The following is a 19,674-nucleotide window of genomic DNA, read 5'->3' on the forward strand; positions in this document are numbered from 1 at the left end:
CCGGGTGACGCTCGCCGCCCCGCGCCCCCATTCGTATCTCTCGCTCGTTTTCTCGGACATCGTGAAGGCCATGACCGACTTCCACCGCATCAAGCGCCTGCCCCCCTACGTGTTCGAGCAGGTGAACCGGATCAAGGCCCAGGCCCGCGCCAACGGCGCCGACATCATCGACCTCGGCATGGGCAACCCGGACCTCGACGCCCCGAAGCACGTCATCGCCAAGCTGGTGGAAACCGCCGGCCGTCCGCGCACCGACCGCTACTCCGCCTCGAAGGGCATCGCCGGCCTGCGCCGCGCCCAGGCGAACTATTACAAGCGCCGCTTCGGCGTGAGCCTGAACCCCGACACCCAGGTGGTGGCGACGCTGGGTTCGAAGGAGGGCTTCGCCAACATGGCGCAGGCGATCACGGCGCCGGGCGACGTGGTGCTGGTGCCGAACCCGAGCTACCCGATCCACGCCTTCGGCTTCCTCATGGCCGGCGGCGTCATCCGGTCCGTGCCGGCCGAGCCGACGCCCGCCTTCTTCCCCGCGGTGGAGAAGGCGATGCAGCACTCGATCCCGAAGCCGGTGGCGATCGTGGTCTGCTATCCCTCGAACCCCACCGCCTACGTGGCGAGCCTCGACTTCTACCGGGACCTCGTCGCCTTCGCGAAGCGCCACGAGATCATCATCCTGTCGGACCTCGCCTATGCGGAGGTCTACTTCGACGGTGATCCGCCGCCCTCCGTGCTGGAGATCCCGGGCGCCATCGACTGCACGGTGGAGTTCTCGTCCCTGTCGAAGACGTTCTCCATGGCCGGCTGGCGCATGGGCTTCGCGGTGGGCAACGAGCGCCTGCTCGCCGCGCTCACCCGCGTGAAGTCCTACCTCGATTACGGCGCCTTCACGCCGATCCAGGTCGCCGCCACCGCCGCCCTGAACGGGCCGGAGGACTGCATCGTCGAGATGCGCGGGATCTACAAGAAGCGCCGCGACGCGCTGGTCGAGTCCTTCGGCAAGACCGGCTGGAAGATCCCGACCCCGTCGGCCTCGATGTTCGCCTGGGTGCCGATCCCCGAGAAGTACCAGGCGCTGGGCAGCCTCGAATTCTCGAAGCTCCTCCTCGAGAAGTCCGACGTGGCGGTGGCCCCCGGCATCGGCTTCGGCGAGCACGGCGACAACTACGTCCGCATCGCGCTCGTGGAGAACGAGCAGCGCATCCGGCAGGCGGCGCGCAACGTCCGGCGCTTCTTCGAGACCTCGGACAAGACGCTGCACAACGTGGTGCCGATGCCCGAGGCGTCCCTATCGAAGGCCGGCTGAGGCTCCCTCGTCTGGATCTCGGGCCCGGATCCAGGGACGGGATCTAGAGCCCGGATGTTGCGGCCGGGAGACAGCCGGCCGCAAAGCTTGTCGAAACGCACCGATGCGCTTGTCACGGCGCGGCGCGCTCCGCAGGGTCCCAGCGATGCCGCGCCGCGTTTCCTGCCTGCGCGCGGTGCGTTCGCCGAGGCCCGAGGATCGTATGCGTCGCCTGACCCTTCGTCGCCTGCCCCTTGCCGTCGCCCTGGTGCTGAGCGCCTCCGCGGGCGCCTGCGCGCCGAAGCCGATCGTCGCCCGCGACCCGGTTCCGGCACCCGAGCCGACGCTCGGCTACGAGTGCAGTTCGCGGCCGACCGTGCTGAACGGCTTCTATTCCATCTGCGAACCGGCGCTCCAGGAGCGTTCGGTGGTGGTCCGCGCCAAGGGCTGAGCCCCCCGGAACGCGTCGCAGGGCCGGGCCGATGTCCGGCCGTCGACGTCTCGAGGCCGCGCGTTGCGGCTGCTTTCCCACAGGACAGCGACGAATGTCGCGCTCCCGCGACCGAACGGACACGGACAGGAACGCGGGATTGGGGCAGGATGCCCCCGGGCGCGTCCCTCCGGGTCTTCAGGTTGCCCGCCGGAGTTTGATCGTGGTGCTGATGATGCGGACCCTCCTCGCTGCTGGCCTGATCGGTCTCGGGTTCACCCTTGGTGCCTCCGCGCAGACCCTCTATCTCGGCGCGAACGGCCCCGTGGTGCTGCCGACGAGCCCGAGCTCCGGCCGGCCGATCCCGGACGTTCCCGAGGCGGTGCCGGTGCCGAGCGTGATGAATGGCGGCGGATTCGGCCTGACCGGAACCGAGTATTTCAGCGACGGCCTCAGCGAGGGCCCGCTCAACCAGCGCCACCGCCCGCGCGAATTCGTCCTGGCGCCGGCCCGCATCGGCCCGCCGGACTACGTCCGCCCCGCCCTCCGCTAGCGCCGGTCGGCCCGGCGGCACTGCCTGGGGTCATCGCGTCCCAGGGGACCGATCCGCCTTCCGTCACGACCGATGCCGGGGAGCAGGCGGAGCCACGTGCGGGCTCGCCCCCCTTGCGCCGGCGCGCCGACCGGAGGCGCGTCGCAGCCTCGGTTTCGCTCCCCGGCGTTTACACCATCCGGCCGGCCCGGTATCACCCGGTCCCACACCCCGAACACACGAGCCCGAAACACCAGATGCGCGCCGAGATCGAACAACTCTCGGATGCCGCCAAGCAGTCGATCGGACTGCTGAGGAGGCATCTTTGACTGGGATACCGTCGAGAAACGCCTCGCGGAGCTGAACGCGGCTTCCGAGAATCCCGAGCTCTGGAACGACGCCGAGGCCGCCCAGAAGGTCATGCGCGAGCGCACCCAGCTCGATGACGCGGTCAACGCGATCAAGAAGCTGAGCCAGGACCTCGAGGACGCCCACACGCTGATCGAACTCGGCGAGATGGAGGGCGACGAGGCCACCATCCAGGAGGGCGAGGCGGGCGTGCGCGCCGTCGAGAAGGAGGCCGCGCGGCGCCAGATCGAGACGCTGCTCTCCGGCGAGGCCGACGGCTTCGACACCTACCTAGAGGTCCATTCCGGCGCCGGCGGCACCGAGAGCCAGGACTGGGCCAACATGCTTCAGCGCATGTATGGCCGCTGGGCCGAGCGCCGGAAGTACAAGGTCGAGATCGTCGAGTGGTCGGATGGCGACGAGGCCGGGATCAAGGGCGCCACGCTCCTGATCAAGGGCCACAACGCCTATGGCTGGCTCAAGACCGAGTCCGGCGTGCACCGGTTGGTGCGGATCTCGCCCTACGATTCGAGCGCGCGCCGCCACACCAGCTTCGCCAGCGTCTGGGTCTATCCGGTCATCGACGACCGGATCGAGATCGAGATCAAGGAATCGGACTGCCGCATCGACACCTACCGGTCGTCGGGCGCGGGCGGCCAGCACGTCAACACCACCGATTCGGCGGTGCGCATCACGCACATTCCGACGGGCATCGTGGTGGCGTGCCAGCAGGAGCGTTCGCAGCACAAGAACCGGGCCACCGCCTGGAACATGCTGCGCGCCCGCATGTACGAGGCCGAGCTGAAGAAGCGGGAGGAGAAGGCCAGTGCCGAGGCCGCCGCGAAGACCGACATCGGCTGGGGTCACCAGATCCGCAGCTACGTGCTGCAGCCCTACCAGCTCGTGAAGGACCTGCGCACCGGCACCCAGTCCACCGATCCTGATGCGGTGCTGGACGGCTCCCTCGATCCGTTCATGGAAGCGTCCCTCGCCCAGCGCGTCTATGGCGGGGCGGATGTGGTCGAGGACATCGAGTAGCGCGCGCGCCCGCTCCCGGGTGGTCGAACGGCGTTTCCCGGCTTCGGGAAAACGCCGCGCCGGCTCCCTCGTCGGGGAATCCCGACGCGAAGCGGGGCCGGCGGAGGATCGGTCAGAGCGCGTCGGCGGCCCTGAGGAAGCGCACCGGGTCGACCGGCTCGCCGTCGATGCGGGTCTCGTAATGCAGGTGGCTGCCGGTGGAGCGGCCGGTGGAGCCCACGCGTCCGACGATCGTGCCCGGCTCGACCCATTGGCCCGGCGATACGTCGAAGGCCGAGAGATGGGCGTAGCGCGTCACGAGGCCGTGGCCGTGATCGACCTCGACCATGTTGCCGTAGCCGCCATTGTACTCGGCCACCGTGATGCGCCCCGCCGCCGTGGCGCGGGCCGGCTCTCCGGTCTCCGCCCGCATGTCCATGCCGGTATGCATGGCGTAGCCGCGGGTGAACGGATCGAGGCGGGGGCCGAAATTGCTGGACAGGCTGAGGTCCCCGGAGAGCGGACGGCGCACGGGGAGGGCCGCCGTGATCCGGCGCAGATGCGCCTCCTCGGCCAGGGAGCGCTGAACCTCCGACAGGGACAGGGCGAACGCGTCGCCGCTCAGGGGCACCAGCGGCCCACCGATCCCGGCCGGACGCTCGTGCTCGTAGCGGGCGGGATCGAGACCGAGGCGGGCGACGAGGCCGCGCAGGCGCTGGGCGCCTTTGCCGGCCCGCGCGCCGATTGTGGCGAGCACGCGGGACTGCGCCTCGGCAAGGCCGTCCAGGCGCTGCTCCAGGGCCGCGACCCTTCCCTCGACCGCGCGGGCGGATTGTCGCCCGGAGGCGGGGTCGGCGGCGGTCCTGAGCTGGAGCGCATCGGGGGTCGGGAAGGGCTTGGCGCCTGACAGGGTGCCCGGCAGGGAAGTGGACGGGCCCTTGATCGCGGGCTCGGGCGCCTCGCTCACGGGGGCGGCCAGCGTCGCGGCGCCGGGATCGCCCGCGAGGGTGGCGATGGCGGCCTGGCGGGCCTCAAGCGCGGCCTGCCGGCGCGCGAGCTCGGCCATGCGCTGGGCGAGGCCGTCGCGCGACGCCGCCTGCTCCATAGTCACCCGGTCAAGCTGCAGGCGCAGGGTGCCGATCCGCTCCTCGTAGCCGTACTGGAGGGCGCTCTGCTGCGAGACGAAGCGGGCCAGCACCTCGTCGTGGAAGACGAGGTAGTACGTCGCCCCGCCGGCCCAGGCGACGGCGACGGCCAGCGCTCCGGCGAGGAGGCGGGACCGCAGCGCCGAAGCCGGGCCGGCGGGGACGACGCGGTTCGCCGTCGAGGAGGATTTCCGGGAAGACGATGGCATGGGACGCGTGACCTGATCCACCGCGTCACCCTGCCCGGATCAGGGTTAACGAACCGCCAAGGCGCAGCCCCGACGATTCATCATACGGAATCCAGTCCTCAGGCCAGATCGCGGGCGGCGGCCAGCACCGCCTCGGCATGGCCCGGCACCTTCACCTTCGGCCAGATCCGGGCGATGCGACCCGCGCGGTCCAGGAGCATCGTCGTGCGCTCCACGCCCATGTATTTCCGGCCGTACATGCTCTTCTCGACCCACACGCCATAGGCCTCGAGCATGGCCTTGCCCTCGTCGGAGGCCAGCGGAAAGGTGAGGGCGTACTTCGCGCGGAACTTGTCGTGGCTCTTCACCGAGTCCGGCGACACCCCGATCACGATGGTGTCAGCCGCGGCAAAGTCGGGGCCGAGGGCGTTGAAGCCCTGCGCCTCCAGGGTACAACCGCTCGTGTCGTCCTTGGGGTAGAAGTACAGGACCGCCTTGCGGCCCGACAGGTCCCCGAGGCTGATCGTCTCGTCGCCGGCGCCCGGCAGGGTGAAGTCGGGCGCCTGATCTCCGGTATCGAGGGGCATCATGCCTTCCTTTCGGCCGATTGATGGTGTGCCTCTGGCGTTGCACCGCGACGGGAGTTCCACGCCCCGGCGCACCAGGACCGACGAACGCCAAAGACCCGCGCAAGCAGAAACCCGTAGGACTGCCGCTCGATAGCCCGAGGGGACGTTCCGATCCAGCGGCACAAGGATTGATGGACCAGGAAACGGCCAAAGGTTCGCGGCCCGCGCGGCCCGCCGCACGGCGGCGGCCGCTGCTTTGGATTGCGGCCGCCCTGGTGGTCGGCCTGACGGTCGCCGTCGGCGGAGTCATCGGCCGCCTCTCGATGGGTCCCCTGCGCATCGACGGCATGTCGGAGCGCGTGGCCTCGGCCATCGCCGGCAGCATCGGTCCCGGCTGGCGCGTCGCTCTCAGCGACAGCGCCCTGGAGCTCGATGCGGAGCAGTCCCTGGCCCTGCGCGTCGCCGGTCTCGACATCCACAATCCCGAGGGCGCCCTCGTGGTCCGGGCGCCCCTGGCCGTAGTCAGCCTCGACACCTGGAGCCTCCTGCGCCTCGCGGTACAGCCGCGGGCCATCGAGTTCCGGGACCTGCAGATGACGGCCCTGGTCCACCGCAACGGCAGCATCGCCTTCGCGGCCTCCGACAGCAGCCCGGGCAGCGCGGTGGTGCCCCACACGCTGCCGAGCGTCGATGCCGCGGCGGGCCACGTCTCGCCGATCTCCGCCAGCGTCGCCTCGATCTTCGGGGTGGTGCTCGATTCCGCCGGCGTCATCGGCGCCCTCGACCGGGCGCGGATCACCAACGGACGCCTCACGCTCATCGACGACGATGCCCGCCAGCGCGCCGTGTTCGAGCACGTCAACGGCCTGTTCCGCCGCGATGCCGTGCGCGACGCCCGGGTCTTCGAACTGCGCATCGACGGGCCGCACGGGGAATGGCGCTTCGGCGGCGACCTGCACGAGGCCGGGGGCACCAAGCGCACCGGCATCATCACCCTCGACGACCTGCCGATCAGCGACCTCCTCCTCCTGTCCGGCCAGTCGAAGCTGCCGGTAGACACCGACCTCAAGCTCTCGGCCAGGGCCGACGTGGCGATCGATGCCGGGCGCATCGAGACGATGACGGCCGAGATCCGCACCGGCGGCGGCAACGTCCTGATCGAGGAGAAGGACTTCAACCCGGTCACCATCGACAGCCTCGCGGCCGCGGTGAGCTGGGACGAGGCCGGCCGGGCGATGAAGCTCGACGCCATCGATTATCGCGGGGCCGGCAACGCGGTGCACCTCACCGGCGCCTGGACCGCGGCGCCCGCGGGCGCGGATTCCGCCTGGACCCTGGAACTGGCGGGCAAGGATGCGGTACTGCGCGGGGCCAATGCGGCCGACAAACCCGTCGGCCTCGACAAGGTCTCGGCCCATCTCACCGGCAAGGCCGGCGGGATCGTCATCGACGACTTCTCGGTCCGGGCCGGTGCCGCCAACGGCCGGATCACCGGGACCATCGGGACCTCGGCCGACGATGACGGGCTGACCCTGCACATCGTCGCCGTCGACACCGACGGGCGCATGGCGCTGCGCCTCTGGCCCGAGCACGTGGCGCCGCCCGCCCGCAACTACCTCGTGGACAACCTGCGCGGCGGAAAGGTCAACGCGGTCGACATCACCGTGGACATGAGCGGCTCGGAACTCGCCGCCGCCACCCGCGGCGAGCCGATGCCCGACAACGCGGTCCATATCGATTTCGCGGTCTCCGATGCCACCCTGATCGTGGTGCCCGACTCGCCGCCGCTCACGCGGGGGCGAGTGACCGGCACGATCACCGGACAAACGACCAAGATCCGCAACGTCACCGCCGATGTCCGCATGGCGGACAACCGGACCCTGTCGATCTCGGATGGATCCTTCGTGATCCCCAAGATCACCCCCGACACGGTGACGGCGCAGATCGGGCTGCGCCTCAGCGGCGGCGCCGACGCCCTGGTCTCGCTGCTGCAGACCAACATGTTCAAGACCCTCACGGGCCTCGATCTCGATCCCGGGACGGTGAAGGGCGCCGCGGACCTGCGCATCGACTTCCCCCTCAACCTGAAGCACATCCCCGACCTGCCGGACCTGCCGGTGAGCATCACCGGGACCCTGTCGGACATCGCGGTCGACAAGGTGTTCGGGAAGGAGCGGCTCGAGGGCGGACGCTTCACTGTCCTATGCGAGCGGGGCGCCTTCTCGCTCAAGGGCGACGGCCGCGTCATGGGTACGCCGATCACGGTGGACCTGCGCCAGCCCAAGGCCGGCGCGCCCGGCGAGGTGAATATCGGCCTGGCCATCGACGACGCCCTGCGGGCCCGCAAGGGCCTGCCGGTGGCGCCCCAGATCACCGGCACCATCCCGGTCCGCCTGACCTTGCCGATCGGCCGGACCGGACCGGGCAAGCCCCCGATCCGCGTGGAGGCCGACCTCACCCGGATGGGGAGCGACGGGCTCCTGCCGGGCGTGACGAAGGCCGTCGGCAAGGCCGGACGCGCGAGCTTCACCGTGAGCGAGGGGGCGAACGGCAACCAGGACCTGCGCGATCTCGTCGTCGACGCGGGACCGCTGATGGCGCGCGGCAGCGCCAGCCTCAACGGCGACGGGGGGTTGGAGCGCGCGGATCTGACGGCGCTGAAGCTCTCGCCCGGGGACGACATGCGCGTCCAGGTCGACCGCACCGGCGGCAATGCCTATCGGGTCGCCGTCCGGGGCGCCGTGGCCGATGCGCGCCCGTTCTTGCGCGGACTCGGCGGGCCCGACGTCAAGGGGCCCCGGGATGCGAACCCGAAGGATGTCGAGGCCGATCTCAGCCTCGGCATCGTCAGCGGCTTCAACGGGGAATCCCTGACCAATGCCAGCGCCAAGCTCTCCTTGCGCGGCCGCGACCTGCGAAGCGGGCGCGTCCAGGGCAAGTTCAGCAGCGCGCCCTTCTCGGCGCAGGTGACCCACACCGATCGCGGCGCCTCGAGCGTCACCATCGAGACGCTGGATGCCGGCTCGACCCTGCGCTTCGCCGACATCTACAAGCGGATGTACGGCGGCAAGCTGATCATGACGAGCGCCCTGAACGACGGGCCGCAGCCGGGCTCCGTCCAGATCCGCAACTTCATCTTGCGCAACGAGCCGGCCCTGTCCAGCATCATGGCGCAGGGGCCGGCCACCAGCGAGGTCGTGGATTCCCGCGGCCGGAAATACGTCGTGCAGAATGCCGGCAACGACGTGGAGTTCGACCGCCTGCGGGCGATCTTCACCCGCACGGGCAGCCGGATCGACATCAGCGACGCGGCGATCTCGAACCCCGCCATGGGCTTCACCATGACGGGCTTCCTCGACACCGCCAAGGAGCGCACCGACATCAACGGCACCTTCGTGCCGCTCTACGGCCTGAACAACGTCGTCTCCCAGCTGCCGATCCTCGGCCAGCTCCTCGGTGGCGGCCGGAACGAGGGCCTGTTCGCCCTGAACTTCCGGGTGTCCGGCCGCCTCGCCAAGCCGGACGTGAGCGTGAACCCGCTCTCGGCCCTCGCCCCCGGCATCCTGCGCAAGCTGTTCAGCGCGGGCGGCGGCAATGACGGCCTCGCTGCGGGCGCGCCGATGAGCGAGACCGAGCGCTGAGGGGCTCGCCGTCCTGCGCGCGACCCCGCTCCGGGATCCCCATGGTCAGCCCGCGCCCGCGATCCCGTCGAGCTCCGCCAGCGCGTCCGCCGGCAGGGACAGACCGGCGGCCGCCATGTTCTCGCGCAGGTGCTCCGGCGACGACGTGCCGGGGATCAGCAGGATGTTGGGCGCCCGGGCGAGGAGCCAGGCGAGGGCGACCTGCATCGGGGTCGCGCCGAGGCGCGCGGCGACGGCCGACAGCGTCGTCGACTGGAGCGGGCTGAAGCCGCCCAGCGGAAAGAAGGGCACGTAGGCGATGCCAGCGGCGGAAAGGTCGTCGACCAGCGCGTCGTCCGCCCGCTGCGCGAGGTTGTAGGCGTTCTGCACGCAGACGATGGGCGTGATCGCGCGCCCCTCGGCCACCTGGCGCGGCGTCACGTTGCTGAGCCCGATCCGGCGCACGAGTCCCTGGCGCTGCAGGTCGACCAGGACGCCCAGGGGCTCCGCGATGGAGCCCTCGGCGGGACCGTGCGCGTCGAACATGATCCGCAGGTTCACCACATCCAGCGCCTCGACGCCGAGGTTCCTCAGGTTGTCGTGGACGGCGCGCGTCAGGTCCTCGGCCGAGGCGGCCGGGTTCCAGGAGGCGTCCGGTCCCCGCCGCGCCCCGACCTTGGTGACGAGGACGAGATCGTCCGGGTAGGGACGCAGCGCTTCGCGGATGATCTGGTTCGTGACGTGGGGGCCATAGAAATCGCTCGTGTCGATGTGATCCACACCGGAGGCCACCGCCTCCCGCAGCACGGCCACAGCACGAGCCCGGTCCCTCGGGGGGCCGAACACCTGCGGTCCGGCGAGCTGCATGGCACCGTAGCCCATCCGCTTCACCGTCCGGTCGCCGAGCCGGTAGGTGCCGGCCCCGTCGAGATCCTTCGCCCTGTCGCGATCGTTCATGGAAAACTCCTCTGCGCTGAGCTCCACCTAGCCCCTGCCGCCCCGCTCGATAATCCGGCACAATGCGCACGGGCCGTGCGGGGAAACGAACGATGCGCACCGATCTCGGGGAACTCGCGGCCTTCGTGGCCGTGGCGGAAGCCGGCGGCTTTCGCGACGGTGCCCGCACGAGCGGGCTCAGCGCCTCCGGACTGAGCGAGGCGGTGCGGCGCCTGGAGACGCGCCTCGGAGTCCGGCTCCTGAACCGGACCACCCGCAGCGTCGTCCCGACGGAGGCCGGCCTGCGTCTTCTGGAGCGCCTGAAACCGGCCCTCGGCGAGGTCGCGGCGGCGGTGGACGTGGTCAACGGCTTTCGCGATCGGCCGGCCGGCACGCTGAAGCTCAACGTGCCGGTGAGCGCGGCCCGGCTGGTGCTGCCCCGGATCGTCCCGCCCTTCCTGGCGGCCTATCCCGACATCCGCCTGGAGGTGATCGCCGACGACAGCTTCGTCGACGTGCTGGCCGCCGGCTGCGATGCCGGCATCCGCTACGACGAGCGCCTGGAGCAGGACATGGTGGCGGTCCCGATCGGCCCGCGGGAGCAGCGCTTCGCCACGGCGGCGACGCCGGCCTATCTCGACCGGCACGGCCGGCCGGAGCACCCGCGCGACCTCCTCGACCATGCCTGCATCGGCGGCCGCTTCGCCAGCGGCGCCATGCCGGCCTGGGAATTCGAGCGCGCCGGCGAGATCGTCCGGGTCGAGCCGACGGGGCCGCTGGTCGTGCGCGTCGGGGCGGCGACCGAACTCGCCATCGACGCGGCGGTCGCCGGCGTCGGACTGTTGAACCTTTTCGAGGACTGGCTCCAGCCGCATTTCGACAGCGGCGCCCTGGAGCCCGTGCTGGAGCCCTGGTGGCAGCGGTTCTCCGGGCCGTTCCTGTACTATCCCGGGCGCCGCTACCTGCCGGCGCCGTTGCGCGCCTTCGTGGACTTCATCGCCCCCCGCCCTGGACGCAGGGGAGATCTCGCGGCGAACCATCCTCCGGCGTCGCCTGGCACCCCGCTTCGGGATGATTCGTGACGGACGGGGGATCGCGGTGCGCGGGCTCGGTGCCCCAGCGTCTCGGGGATCGACCGGACCCTACGGGAGAGCGGGATACCGGTAGACGATCGCCTGCGAGATGCCATCGCGGATCTCGGCGGATGTGGGTCGAACGCCCGTACCCGGCTTGTCGATCAGGGCCTTCACATGAGACTTCGCCGAGTCCAGGTCGTCGGTCCAAGCCTTCGAGCCAAGCGCCGACGTCTCGTGACGGAGAATAATTCGGAACATGTTTCGCCCTTTTCAAGATTTAGGCGAACATACACGAGTTTCCGAAAGCTCCTACGCGTTAAAATAGAAATAAGTTTGCTTTCCATGATTGCCAGAGACCGACCCCGAGCGCATCTTTCACGTGGGATCTCGCGCGTCAGCGACCGCCGATAGGGCTGACGGTGCTCTCAGGTCAGTGTTTTAAGGGACCGCCGATGGATGTCGTCCTCACGCCGATGAAATCGGACGTCGATGTCTGGTCCCTGAAGGATCGGCTGGGTCGCGATCTGGGAACGATCCGGAGAAGCGCGACGGGGGATACCGTCAGCATCGAACCGGAGCCGGGCACGATCCTGCAGACCATCAAGCTCCGGCACCCGAGCCTCGATGAGGCCATGTCGGCCATTGCCAAGCTGACGAACGGCGCTTGCAACCTCGACAGCCAGCAATGGGATTAGGGCACCTTGGATGAAGGAATTCCTCGAAGTGGCCCTCGACGTGGCGGTCGCCCTGGTCGCTCTGGCGATCGGCGCAACGATGGTCCGTGCTCAGGCCGGAAATTCCGAGCCAACGCTCTCCCGGACACCGTCTCCCGCGCTGCACTTCTGTGCCGCGGCGCTCATCTTCATCATCGGAACCTGCATCGGCGCCACCTCGCTCAGACACTGATACCGGTTTGAGATCCGAATCCCCGCCACGCCTCGGTCCTGCGCTCAGCGACAGGCGCGCTCTGGGGCCGACCTTCGGTGCGAACGACGCCGACGGACCGATCGGAGGGCGCGGACGCATGCGGTCCGGGGGATCGCCTGCGTTTTGGCTGTGATCTGTTGAAGTTGCGCGAAGACGCCTGGCGAGCGGCCGTCGCACCGCCCCGGTGGCCAATCGCGTCCGACCCGGCGACGTCCGTCGCGATCAGACTTCCCTCATTCAGGCCGCCTCGACGGCGACCACGCGCTCTGCCACGGCGTCCAACGCGACGAGGGCGGCCAGGGCCCGACCGATACGATTGAGCCCCGCTTCGTTCTCGATGATGGGAAACGCCATCTCCAAAGCACGCGTCACACCGACGACGGCCGCCTGTCCTGCCGAAGATCGACGCCGACGCACGAGTTCTTTGATTGTCATAGAAATTCCTACCCAGCGGGCAGTATGCGCCTCGATCGATCGATCACCTACACTTATTGTAGATTGGGTCGGATCCCGCCGCCCGGACGCTGCCGGGCGCGAACGCGCGCCTAGAGCCAGCTCCCGTCGTTGATCCGGGCGCGGATCGGATGCTGCTCGGCCAAAACGTGCGCGTGCGAGATCCCCGCCGCGAGCGCGAGGGCCGCGGACGGGTAGGAGCTCGGGGACCGGTATGGGTGATAGCCGGTCGTGCAGACCGACCAGCGAAAGCGACCTTTCTCGCTCCGGCAGGCCGAGACGGCCACGCTATGGTCTGGCAGCGAAGGAATGCGCATCGGCCCGTCATGCCACGTCCCCCGGTCCTGACCAAGGCAGGGGACCTCCGGGGTTTCCAGGATCGGGGCACGGTCTCGGGCCGATACGGCGGATCAGCTCTCAGGCGACGCGGACGAGCACGTGCTTCTTGCGACCGAACGAGAGCTTGATGACGCCGTCCGCGGTGAGGTCCGCCGTGCGCAGGACGGCCCGCTCGTCCGTCACCGGCACGTCGTTGACGCGCAGGCCCCCGCTCTTGATCTGGCGGCGGCCCTCACTGGTGGAGGGCAGGAGCTTGGCGTAGTCCGGGCCGAAGGCCGAGAGGACGCCGAGGCCGGCGTCCAGGAGCTCGGGCGAGACGGTGATGCTCGGGAGGTCCTGCGCCACCGTGCCCTCGACGAAGGTCTTGCGGGCCGTCTCGGCGGCGGCGTCCGCCGCCTCGCGGCCGTGCATCAGGGCCGTCGCCTCCGTCGCCAGCACCTTCTTGGCCTCGTTGATGCCCGCGCCGGGCAAGGCTTCCAGGCGCGCGATCTCGTCCATGGGCAGGAGGGTGAACAGCTTGAGGAAGCGGCCGACATCGGCGTCCTCGGTGTTGCGCCAGAACTGCCAGTAATCGTAGGGGCTGAGCATCCCGGCATCGAGCCAGACCGCCCCGGCGGCGGTCTTGCCCATCTTGGCGCCCGAGGCGGTGGTCAGCAGCGGGCAGGTGAGCCCGTAGAGCTGCGGCGTGCCCATGCGGCGACCGAGATCGATGCCGTTGACGATGTTGCCCCACTGGTCCGAGCCGCCCATCTGCAGCACGCAGCCGTAGCGACGGTTGAGCTCGACGAAGTCGTAGGACTGCAGGATCATGTAGTTGAACTCCAGGAACGAGAGTTCCTGGTCGCGCTCCAGGCGCATGCGCACGCTGTCCATCGACATCATGCGGTTGACCGAGAAGTGGCGCCCGATGTCGCGCAGCATCTCGATGTAGTTCAGCTTGGTCAGCCACTCGGCATTGTCGACCATCGTCGCAGCCTGGCCGCCGTCACCGAACGTGAGAAACCGTGAAAAGGTCTTCTGGATGCCGGCCTTGTTCTCCTCGATCTGCTCGAGGGTGAGAATCTTTCGCGATTCGTCCCGGCCCGAGGGGTCGCCCACCCGCGTCGTGCCGCCGCCCATCAGGGTGATGGGCGTGCCGCCGGTGGCCTGGAGCCAGTGCAGCATCATGATCGAGAGGAGGTGGCCCACATGCAGGGAGGCGGCAGTGCAGTCGTACCCGACATAGGCCGTCAGCCGGCCCTCGCGGGCGGCCGCATCGATGCCGGCGAGGTCCGACCCCTGGTGGATGTAGCCGCGCTCGGTCAGGACCTTCAGAAAATCGGATTGCGGCTGGAAGGGTGCGTTTGCGGCGGCAGCCTGGGGGGCGTCGGAGGACATGCGAGGTTCCGGTTTCGAGAATCGCGGCACGGGACAGCGTTGAAGGCCGCGTGATAGCACCGCACGGGATGTGGGGCGGCTCTTAGCAGGGCTGCGGACGGAAGGCACGGGCATCAAGGCCCGGGGAGGGCACCATGACGATGATGCGCGCGATCGGGTTGATGAGCGGCACGTCCCTCGACGGCGTCGACGTCGCCCTGATCGAGACCGACGGCGAGACCGTGCGGGTGGTCCAGAGCCACAACGGCTACCTCGAGCCCCTCGGGCCGACGGGCTATCGCGGCTACTCGGACGAGGACCGGGCCCTGCTGCGCCAGGCGCTGATCGATTCGGAAGGGGTCACCGCCCGCGAGGACCGGCCGGGCTGCCTGGCGGAGGCCGAGGCCTTCGTCACCGCCGCCCATGCCGAGGCGGTGGAGAGCTTCCTGGCGGACAACCATCTCACCCCGGCCGACATCGACGTGATCGGCTTCCATGGCCAGACCGTGGTGCACCGGCCGGACCAGCGCATGAGCGTGCAGATCGGCGACGGCGCGGCCCTGAGCCGGCGGCTGGGCATCGCCGTGGTGTCGGACCTGCGCCACGCCGACGTGGTGGCGGGCGGGCAGGGCGCCCCCCTGGTCCCGGTATTCCACCAGGCCCTTGCCCGCGCCTCCGGCTTCGAGGGGGCCCTCGGCATCCTGAACATCGGCGGGGTCGCCAACGCCACCATCCTGTCGGCGAACGGCGACGTCATCGCGTTCGACACGGGGCCCGGCAACGCGCTGATCGACGACTGGATGCGGGAGCGCACCGGCCGCCCCCTCGACGACGGCGGCCGCACCGCCGCCCGCGGACGCCCCGACGAGCCGCTGCTGGCCTGGCTGCTGATCCACCCGTTCTTCGCCCGGCGGCCGCCGAAATCCCTCGACCGCAACTGGTTCTCGCACAAGCTCGCGGGCCAGCTCTCGACGGAGGACGGCGCCGCGACCCTCACGGCCTTCACCGCCCGCGCGGTGGCCCGCGCCCTCGACCACGCCCCCGAGATCCCGGCCCGCTGGATCGTGGCCGGCGGCGGCGCCCGCAACGGCGAGCTCGTGCGCCTGCTGAACTACCACCTGCGCGCCGAGATCACGACGGCGGACGCCATCGGCTGGTCCTCGGCCTATCTCGAGGCACAGGCCTTCGCGCATCTCGCGGTGCGCTCGCTCAAGGGCCTGCCGATCACCTTCCCGTCCACCACCGGCGTGCGCGAGCCGACCACCGGCGGCGTGCTCGCGCGGCCGGATGCCTGAGGCGCAGCGCGTGTCCTGGCGCAGGGTCGCCCCCGGACCGGCGCATGGCCCCGCGCTGGCCCTCGGGCCAAACCCGCGCTAGAGCGGGAGCGCCATGTCGCACAATACGTTCGGACACCTGTTTCGCGTCACCACCTTCGGCGAGAGCCACGGGGTCGCCCTCGGCTGCGTGGTCGATGGCTGTCCGCCCGGGCTCGCCCTGTCGGCGGAGGACATCCAGGCGGAACTCGACCGGCGCAAGCCCGGCCAGTCGCGCTTCACCACCCAGCGGCGCGAGCCCGACCAGGTCCGCATCCTCTCGGGCGTCTTCGCCGACGACCGCACCGGCGGCGTCCAGCTCACCACCGGCACGCCGATCGCCCTGGAGATCGAGAACACCGATCAGCGCTCGAAGGATTACTCCGAGATCCGGGACAGCTACCGGCCCGGCCATGCCGACTACGCCTACGAGGCCAAGTACGGCATCCGTGACTATCGCGGCGGCGGGCGCTCCTCGGCGCGCGAGACCGCCGCGCGGGTCGCGGCGGGCGCCGTCGCCCGCAAGGTCCTGCCCGCCGGCGTCACGATCCGGGCCGCCCTCGTGCAGATGGGCCCCCACGCCGTCGACCGGTCGCGCTGGGACTGGGAGGCGGTGAACGCCAACCCGTTCTTCTGTCCGGACCCCGAGACCGCGACCTTCTATGCCGATTACCTCGACGGCATCCGCAAGGACGGCTCGTCCGTCGGCGCGGTGATCGAGGTGGTGGCCGAGGGCGTACCCCCCGGTCTCGGCGCGCCGATCTACGGCAAGCTCGACGCGGATCTCGCCGCCGCCATGATGTCGATCAATGCCGTGAAGGGCGTCGAGATTGGCGACGGCTTCGCCGCCGCGTCCCTGCGGGGCGAAGAGAACGCCGACGAGATGCGCTCGGGCAATGCCGGCGCCCCGACCTTCCTCGCCAACCATGCGGGCGGGGTTCTGGGCGGCATCTCCACCGGCCAGCCCATCGTCTGCCGCTTCGCCGTGAAGCCGACCTCCTCGATCCTGACGCCGCGCATGAGCGTCTCCCGGGACAACCGCGACGTCGACCTCGTCACCAAGGGGCGCCACGACCCTTGCGTCGGCATTCGCGCCGTACCGGTGGCCGAGGCCATGATGGCGTGCGTCCTCGCCGATCACTATCTGCGTCATCGGGGGCAGGTCGGCGCGCGGGACTGATCCTGCCCGCGCCCGCCGTCGTCCGATCCGCGAAACGCCAAGAGACAGCCCGTGCCCCACACCCACGTCACCGAGGCCATCGAGGCCTATGCTCGCGGCGAGATCGTCGTCGTCACCGACGACGACGACCGCGAGAACGAGGGCGACCTCGTCGTCGCCGCCGCGCTCTGCACGCCGGAGAAGATGGCCTTCATCATCCGCAACACCTGCGGCATCGTCTGCGCGCCCCTGACCCGGGCCGAGGCCCGGCGCCTGCGCCTCGACCCGATGGTGGCCTCGAACGACGCGCCGCTCGGTACCGCCTTCACGGTGACGGTGGACACCAAGCACGGGCTGACCACCGGGATCTCGGCCGAGCAGCGCTGCAACACGGTGCGGGCGCTGGCCAACGGCAACATGGGCGAGGACGATTTCGTCCGTCCCGGCCATGTCTTCCCGCTGATCGCCAAGGATGGCGGCGTGCTCATGCGCTCCGGCCACACCGAGGCGGCGGTGGACCTGTGCAAGCTCGCGAACCTACCCCCAGTGGGCGTGATCTGCGAACTCGCCAACGACGACGGCACGGTGATGAAGGGTCCGCAGATCACGGCCTTCGCCGAGCTGCACAACCTCAAGCGCGTCTCGGTGGCCGACCTGATCGCCTACCGGCAGGCCCGCGAGACCCTGGTGGAGCGGGTCGGCACCTTCCCGGTGAAGACCGAGTTCGGCGAGATGACGGGCTACGCCTACACGACGCCGTTCGAGACCGTGCAGCAATTCGCCTTCGTCCACGGCCGCATCGGCGACGGCGAGGACGTGCTGGTGCGCCTGCACCGGTCGAACGTGGTGGCCGACGTCATCGAGGGCGGGCGCCAGATCGAGGCGGTGATGCGCCGCTTCGCCGAGGAAGGCCGCGGCATCCTCGTCTACCTCCGCGACGGCACGGCCGGCGTGCCCCTGAAGCCCTTCGTCGAGGAGGGTTCGGAGGCGCAGCGCGTGGCGCAGTGGCGCGAAGTCGGGCTCGGCGCCCAGATCCTGCGCGATCTCGGCGTCTCGTCGATCCGCAACCTCGCGACCTCGTCGCGCGCCTATGTCGGACTCTCGGGATTCGGGATCGAGTTCCTGGGCGACGAGCGCCTGGAGAGCTGAGCCGACGCGGGGGGCGAGAGCATCCAATTGCTGCTCGACCCCACCGAGGATCGGGTCGGCCGGCTCTCAGGGCTTGGGGCCGCTCGACCAGGACAGCCGGCGCGGGTGGGATCCCGCATGCGGTCCTGGGTAGGACGGGGCCCCGCCTCGGTGGTGCTCGGTGTCGCGGCGCGTCAGGATCTCGCGAACGGCGAGGATGGTGAAGCGATACCAGATGTAGGCACCGCGCAGGAGCCGTCGCCCCCCTCTCGCATCCACGTCCTCGATCAACCGCATTCCGCTTCCCTCTGCGCTCGGCGAGCGTCTCCGTCAAACCTACGTAGTTTCGGTCGCGATGGCACCCATTTTCCGTCATCGCCGCGGGCCGGCGGCGAGAACCGCCAGCAAGGAGCGTCGTCGCCGACACCCGCGTTCGACCTGCTGCGATTCGCTTGCAAGCGCCGGGCCGCGCGTATCGGTCTCGCACATGCCCGACCCGGACAAGGCGGTCTGGCACAGGGCAGACCTGCGCGGGAACCCGCCGCACAGGGCGAACCCATACCGGGAAGGTCCGGCGCGGCAGGCGGTTCTCGCGCGCACGTATCCTTGCCACAGTGGCGCGCGTGCAGAGTGCGCAGCGCCGGTCGGGACGCGAACGGAGAGGCTTCATGATCGATGATGCGCGCGGGCGCGTCCTCGTCGCCGGCGGCGGCATCGCGGGACTGGCGGCGGCGCGGGCCCTGCACCGGCGCGGGGTGCCCGTCCTCGCCCTGGAGCGGCGCACGGCGCCGGAGGATGGCGGGCTCGCCATCAACCTCCCGGGCAACGCGGTGCAGGCCCTCGGGCAACTCGGGCTGGGCGACGCCCTGGAGCGCGTCGGGTCGCCCGTCCGGCGCCGCGAATATCGCACCCATCGCGGCCAGCTCCTGTTCGCCGTGGACGAGGCGGCGTTCTGGGGGGAGGCGGCCTGCCCGCGCTGCCTGCGCCGCTCTGACCTTCAGCGCCTCCTGGGGCAGGACCTCCCGCCGGAGGCGATCCGGCGTGGCGGCACGATCCGCGCGGTCCGGGCGACCGCGTCGGGCGTGAGTGTCGATCTTGGCGAAGGAGGGGTGGAGCAGGGCGGCCTGCTCGTCGGCGCGGATGGGGTCCACTCGACGGTCCGGCGTTCCATGTTCGGCGAACAGGCGACCCGCGCGGCCGTGCTCGGACAGGCCAGCTGGCGCTTCATGGCCCCAAACCCCGGCATCAATGCGTGGACCCTCTGGGCGGGGGCGGGGGGCCTGTTCCTGCTCATCCCGGTCGACACCGGTACGGTCTATGGCTGGGTTTCGATCAGCCGAACCGGGGCGGGCGAACGGGATCTGGCGAAAGTCCGCCGGGTGTTCGCCCCCTTCCCGCGCCTGGTGCAGGACACCCTGGATCGAGTGCTGGTCCATCCCGACGCGATCCATCATTCCCCACTCGAGGAGGTGCGGATCGCGCGCTGGACCCAAGGCCGGGTTCTCCTGGCCGGCGATGCCGCCCATGCCACCGCGCCGGTCTGGGCACAGGGCGCCGCCCTCGCCCTGGAGGATGCCCTGGTGCTCGCGGACCTCCTGGCGCGCGAAGCGGATTGGAACACGGTCGGCCTCGCCTACGAGGCGCGGCGTCGCCCCCGCGTGGCCCATGTCCAGGCCATGACCGATCGCCTGTCGCGCACCGCCGCGCTGCCGGACTGGGCGCGAAACCGGCTGCTGCCCGTCATCGGCCCACGCAGCTACCGCGCCGCCTATGCGCCCCTCCGCGAGCCGGTCTCGGTGTGGGAGCGGACGGGCGATGGAAGAGGCACGCCGGTACAAGGCGCCTGATCGAACGAA

General features: G+C 70.2%; 17 protein-coding genes. 12 read left to right on the forward strand and 5 right to left on the reverse strand.

Annotation, left to right across the window (positions count from 1 at the left end; all coding sequences use genetic code 11):
- Window positions 1-70: 70 nt before the first annotated feature.
- The 4 genes from ASF18_RS18410 to prfB all read left to right on the forward strand — a co-directional run bounded on the left by ASF18_RS18410 (window position 71) and on the right by prfB (window position 3,630).
- Entirely contained in the window at window positions 71-1,303 is a 1,233-nt protein-coding gene (locus tag ASF18_RS18410) for an LL-diaminopimelate aminotransferase (protein WP_056211437.1), read from the forward strand.
- Window positions 1,304-1,505: 202 nt separating this feature from the next.
- On the forward strand, window positions 1,506-1,733 hold the full coding sequence (locus ASF18_RS18415; protein ID WP_056353801.1) for a hypothetical protein: 228 nt from the start codon (window positions 1,506-1,508) through the stop codon (window positions 1,731-1,733).
- 211 nt (window positions 1,734-1,944) lie between these two features.
- Complete coding sequence (locus ASF18_RS18420) at window positions 1,945-2,265, forward strand: hypothetical protein (RefSeq protein ID WP_082487798.1); 321 nt, start codon at window positions 1,945-1,947, stop codon at window positions 2,263-2,265.
- Window positions 2,266-2,501: 236 nt separating this feature from the next.
- Window positions 2,502-3,630, forward strand: a protein-coding gene (gene prfB / locus ASF18_RS18425; RefSeq protein WP_156375915.1) for a peptide chain release factor 2 whose coding sequence is annotated in 2 segments (ribosomal slippage) — window positions 2,502-2,570 and window positions 2,572-3,630 — 1,128 coding nt in all. Because the reading frame shifts where the segments join, the coding sequence is not laid out codon by codon here.
- Window positions 3,631-3,742: 112 nt separating this feature from the next.
- Here prfB and ASF18_RS18430 read toward each other — a convergent pair.
- Window positions 3,743-4,963, reverse strand: a complete 1,221-nt coding sequence (locus tag ASF18_RS18430) for a M23 family metallopeptidase (protein WP_056353804.1) — start codon at window positions 4,961-4,963, stop codon at window positions 3,743-3,745.
- 98 nt (window positions 4,964-5,061) lie between these two features.
- A complete protein-coding gene (locus ASF18_RS18435) occupies window positions 5,062-5,529 on the reverse strand; it encodes a peroxiredoxin (protein WP_056211439.1) in 468 nt (155 codons plus the stop codon).
- A 173-nt stretch (window positions 5,530-5,702) separates the two neighbouring features.
- On the opposite strand from ASF18_RS18435, the gene ASF18_RS18440 reads away from it, so the two are divergent.
- A complete protein-coding gene (locus ASF18_RS18440; RefSeq protein ID WP_056353807.1) occupies window positions 5,703-9,152 on the forward strand; it encodes a DUF3971 domain-containing protein in 3,450 nt (1,149 codons plus the stop codon).
- 45 nt (window positions 9,153-9,197) lie between these two features.
- Here ASF18_RS18440 and ASF18_RS18445 read toward each other — a convergent pair whose 3' ends face one another.
- Window positions 9,198-10,088 carry an aldo/keto reductase family oxidoreductase gene (locus ASF18_RS18445; protein WP_056353809.1) on the reverse strand — a complete coding sequence of 297 codons (891 nt, stop codon included), beginning with the start codon at window positions 10,086-10,088 and terminating at the stop codon, window positions 9,198-9,200.
- Between the two features lie 92 nt (window positions 10,089-10,180).
- On the opposite strand from ASF18_RS18445, the gene ASF18_RS18450 reads away from it, so the two are divergent.
- The 3 genes from ASF18_RS18450 to ASF18_RS18465 all read left to right on the forward strand — a co-directional run bounded on the left by ASF18_RS18450 (window position 10,181) and on the right by ASF18_RS18465 (window position 12,049).
- A complete protein-coding gene (locus tag ASF18_RS18450; RefSeq protein ID WP_082487710.1) occupies window positions 10,181-11,149 on the forward strand; it encodes a LysR family transcriptional regulator in 969 nt (322 codons plus the stop codon).
- A gap of 446 nt (window positions 11,150-11,595) precedes the next feature.
- Window positions 11,596-11,838, forward strand: a complete 243-nt coding sequence (locus ASF18_RS18460) for a hypothetical protein (protein WP_056211076.1) — start codon at window positions 11,596-11,598, stop codon at window positions 11,836-11,838.
- A gap of 10 nt (window positions 11,839-11,848) precedes the next feature.
- A complete protein-coding gene (locus tag ASF18_RS18465; protein WP_056272727.1) occupies window positions 11,849-12,049 on the forward strand; it encodes a hypothetical protein in 201 nt (66 codons plus the stop codon).
- An 891-nt stretch (window positions 12,050-12,940) separates the two neighbouring features.
- On the opposite strand, the gene tyrS is transcribed toward ASF18_RS18465, so the two are convergent.
- Window positions 12,941-14,239 (reverse strand): tyrosine--tRNA ligase, encoded by a 1,299-nt coding sequence (tyrS, locus tag ASF18_RS18475; protein ID WP_056353815.1) that lies wholly within the window; start codon window positions 14,237-14,239, stop codon window positions 12,941-12,943.
- Window positions 14,240-14,373: 134 nt separating this feature from the next.
- On the opposite strand from tyrS, the gene ASF18_RS18480 reads away from it, so the two are divergent.
- The 3 genes from ASF18_RS18480 (at window position 14,374) to ribB (ending at window position 17,839) form a co-directional block, all read left to right on the forward strand.
- A complete protein-coding gene (locus ASF18_RS18480) occupies window positions 14,374-15,513 on the forward strand; it encodes an anhydro-N-acetylmuramic acid kinase (RefSeq protein WP_200917640.1) in 1,140 nt (379 codons plus the stop codon).
- Window positions 15,514-15,607: 94 nt separating this feature from the next.
- Window positions 15,608-16,711: a chorismate synthase gene (aroC, locus tag ASF18_RS18485; protein ID WP_056211085.1), complete on the forward strand. Its 1,104-nt coding sequence runs from the start codon at window positions 15,608-15,610 to the stop codon at window positions 16,709-16,711.
- A 51-nt stretch (window positions 16,712-16,762) separates the two neighbouring features.
- Window positions 16,763-17,839, forward strand: coding sequence for a 3,4-dihydroxy-2-butanone-4-phosphate synthase (gene ribB / locus ASF18_RS18490; protein ID WP_056211087.1), 1,077 nt, complete (start codon window positions 16,763-16,765; stop codon window positions 17,837-17,839).
- Window positions 17,840-17,905: 66 nt separating this feature from the next.
- Here ribB and ASF18_RS23850 read toward each other — a convergent pair whose 3' ends face one another.
- Window positions 17,906-18,115 carry a hypothetical protein gene (locus ASF18_RS23850; RefSeq protein ID WP_156649934.1) on the reverse strand — a complete coding sequence of 70 codons (210 nt, stop codon included), beginning with the start codon at window positions 18,113-18,115 and terminating at the stop codon, window positions 17,906-17,908.
- Window positions 18,116-18,486: 371 nt separating this feature from the next.
- On the opposite strand from ASF18_RS23850, the gene ASF18_RS18495 reads away from it, so the two are divergent.
- Complete coding sequence (locus ASF18_RS18495) at window positions 18,487-19,665, forward strand: FAD-dependent monooxygenase (RefSeq protein ID WP_056353819.1); 1,179 nt, start codon at window positions 18,487-18,489, stop codon at window positions 19,663-19,665.
- The last annotated feature ends 9 nt before the right edge of the window (window positions 19,666-19,674 follow it).

Origin of the sequence: Methylobacterium sp. Leaf89 (assembly GCF_001422215.1) — a bacterium.
Classification (GTDB): Bacteria; Pseudomonadota; Alphaproteobacteria; order Rhizobiales; family Beijerinckiaceae; genus Methylobacterium.

Bases quoted from the DNA above. Each gene is read 5' to 3' on its own strand.
- ASF18_RS18410 (WP_056211437.1), top strand. From the start codon at position 71: ATGACCGACTTCCACCGCATCAAGCGCCTGCCCCCCTACGTGTTCGAG.
- ASF18_RS18415 (WP_056353801.1), top strand. From the start codon at position 1,506: ATGCGTCGCCTGACCCTTCGTCGCCTGCCCCTTGCCGTCGCCCTGGTG.
- ASF18_RS18420 (WP_082487798.1), top strand. From the start codon at position 1,945: ATGATGCGGACCCTCCTCGCTGCTGGCCTGATCGGTCTCGGGTTCACC.
- ASF18_RS18430 (WP_056353804.1), bottom strand. From the start codon at position 4,963: ATGCCATCGTCTTCCCGGAAATCCTCCTCGACGGCGAACCGCGTCGTC.
- ASF18_RS18435 (WP_056211439.1), bottom strand. From the start codon at position 5,529: ATGCCCCTCGATACCGGAGATCAGGCGCCCGACTTCACCCTGCCGGGC.
- ASF18_RS18440 (WP_056353807.1), top strand. From the start codon at position 5,703: ATGGACCAGGAAACGGCCAAAGGTTCGCGGCCCGCGCGGCCCGCCGCA.
- ASF18_RS18445 (WP_056353809.1), bottom strand. From the start codon at position 10,088: ATGAACGATCGCGACAGGGCGAAGGATCTCGACGGGGCCGGCACCTAC.
- ASF18_RS18450 (WP_082487710.1), top strand. From the start codon at position 10,181: ATGCGCACCGATCTCGGGGAACTCGCGGCCTTCGTGGCCGTGGCGGAA.
- ASF18_RS18460 (WP_056211076.1), top strand. From the start codon at position 11,596: ATGGATGTCGTCCTCACGCCGATGAAATCGGACGTCGATGTCTGGTCC.
- ASF18_RS18465 (WP_056272727.1), top strand. From the start codon at position 11,849: ATGAAGGAATTCCTCGAAGTGGCCCTCGACGTGGCGGTCGCCCTGGTC.
- tyrS (WP_056353815.1), bottom strand. From the start codon at position 14,239: ATGTCCTCCGACGCCCCCCAGGCTGCCGCCGCAAACGCACCCTTCCAG.
- ASF18_RS18480 (WP_200917640.1), top strand. From the start codon at position 14,374: ATGACGATGATGCGCGCGATCGGGTTGATGAGCGGCACGTCCCTCGAC.
- aroC (WP_056211085.1), top strand. From the start codon at position 15,608: ATGTCGCACAATACGTTCGGACACCTGTTTCGCGTCACCACCTTCGGC.
- ASF18_RS23850 (WP_156649934.1), bottom strand. From the start codon at position 18,115: ATGCGGTTGATCGAGGACGTGGATGCGAGAGGGGGGCGACGGCTCCTG.
- ASF18_RS18495 (WP_056353819.1), top strand. From the start codon at position 18,487: ATGATCGATGATGCGCGCGGGCGCGTCCTCGTCGCCGGCGGCGGCATC.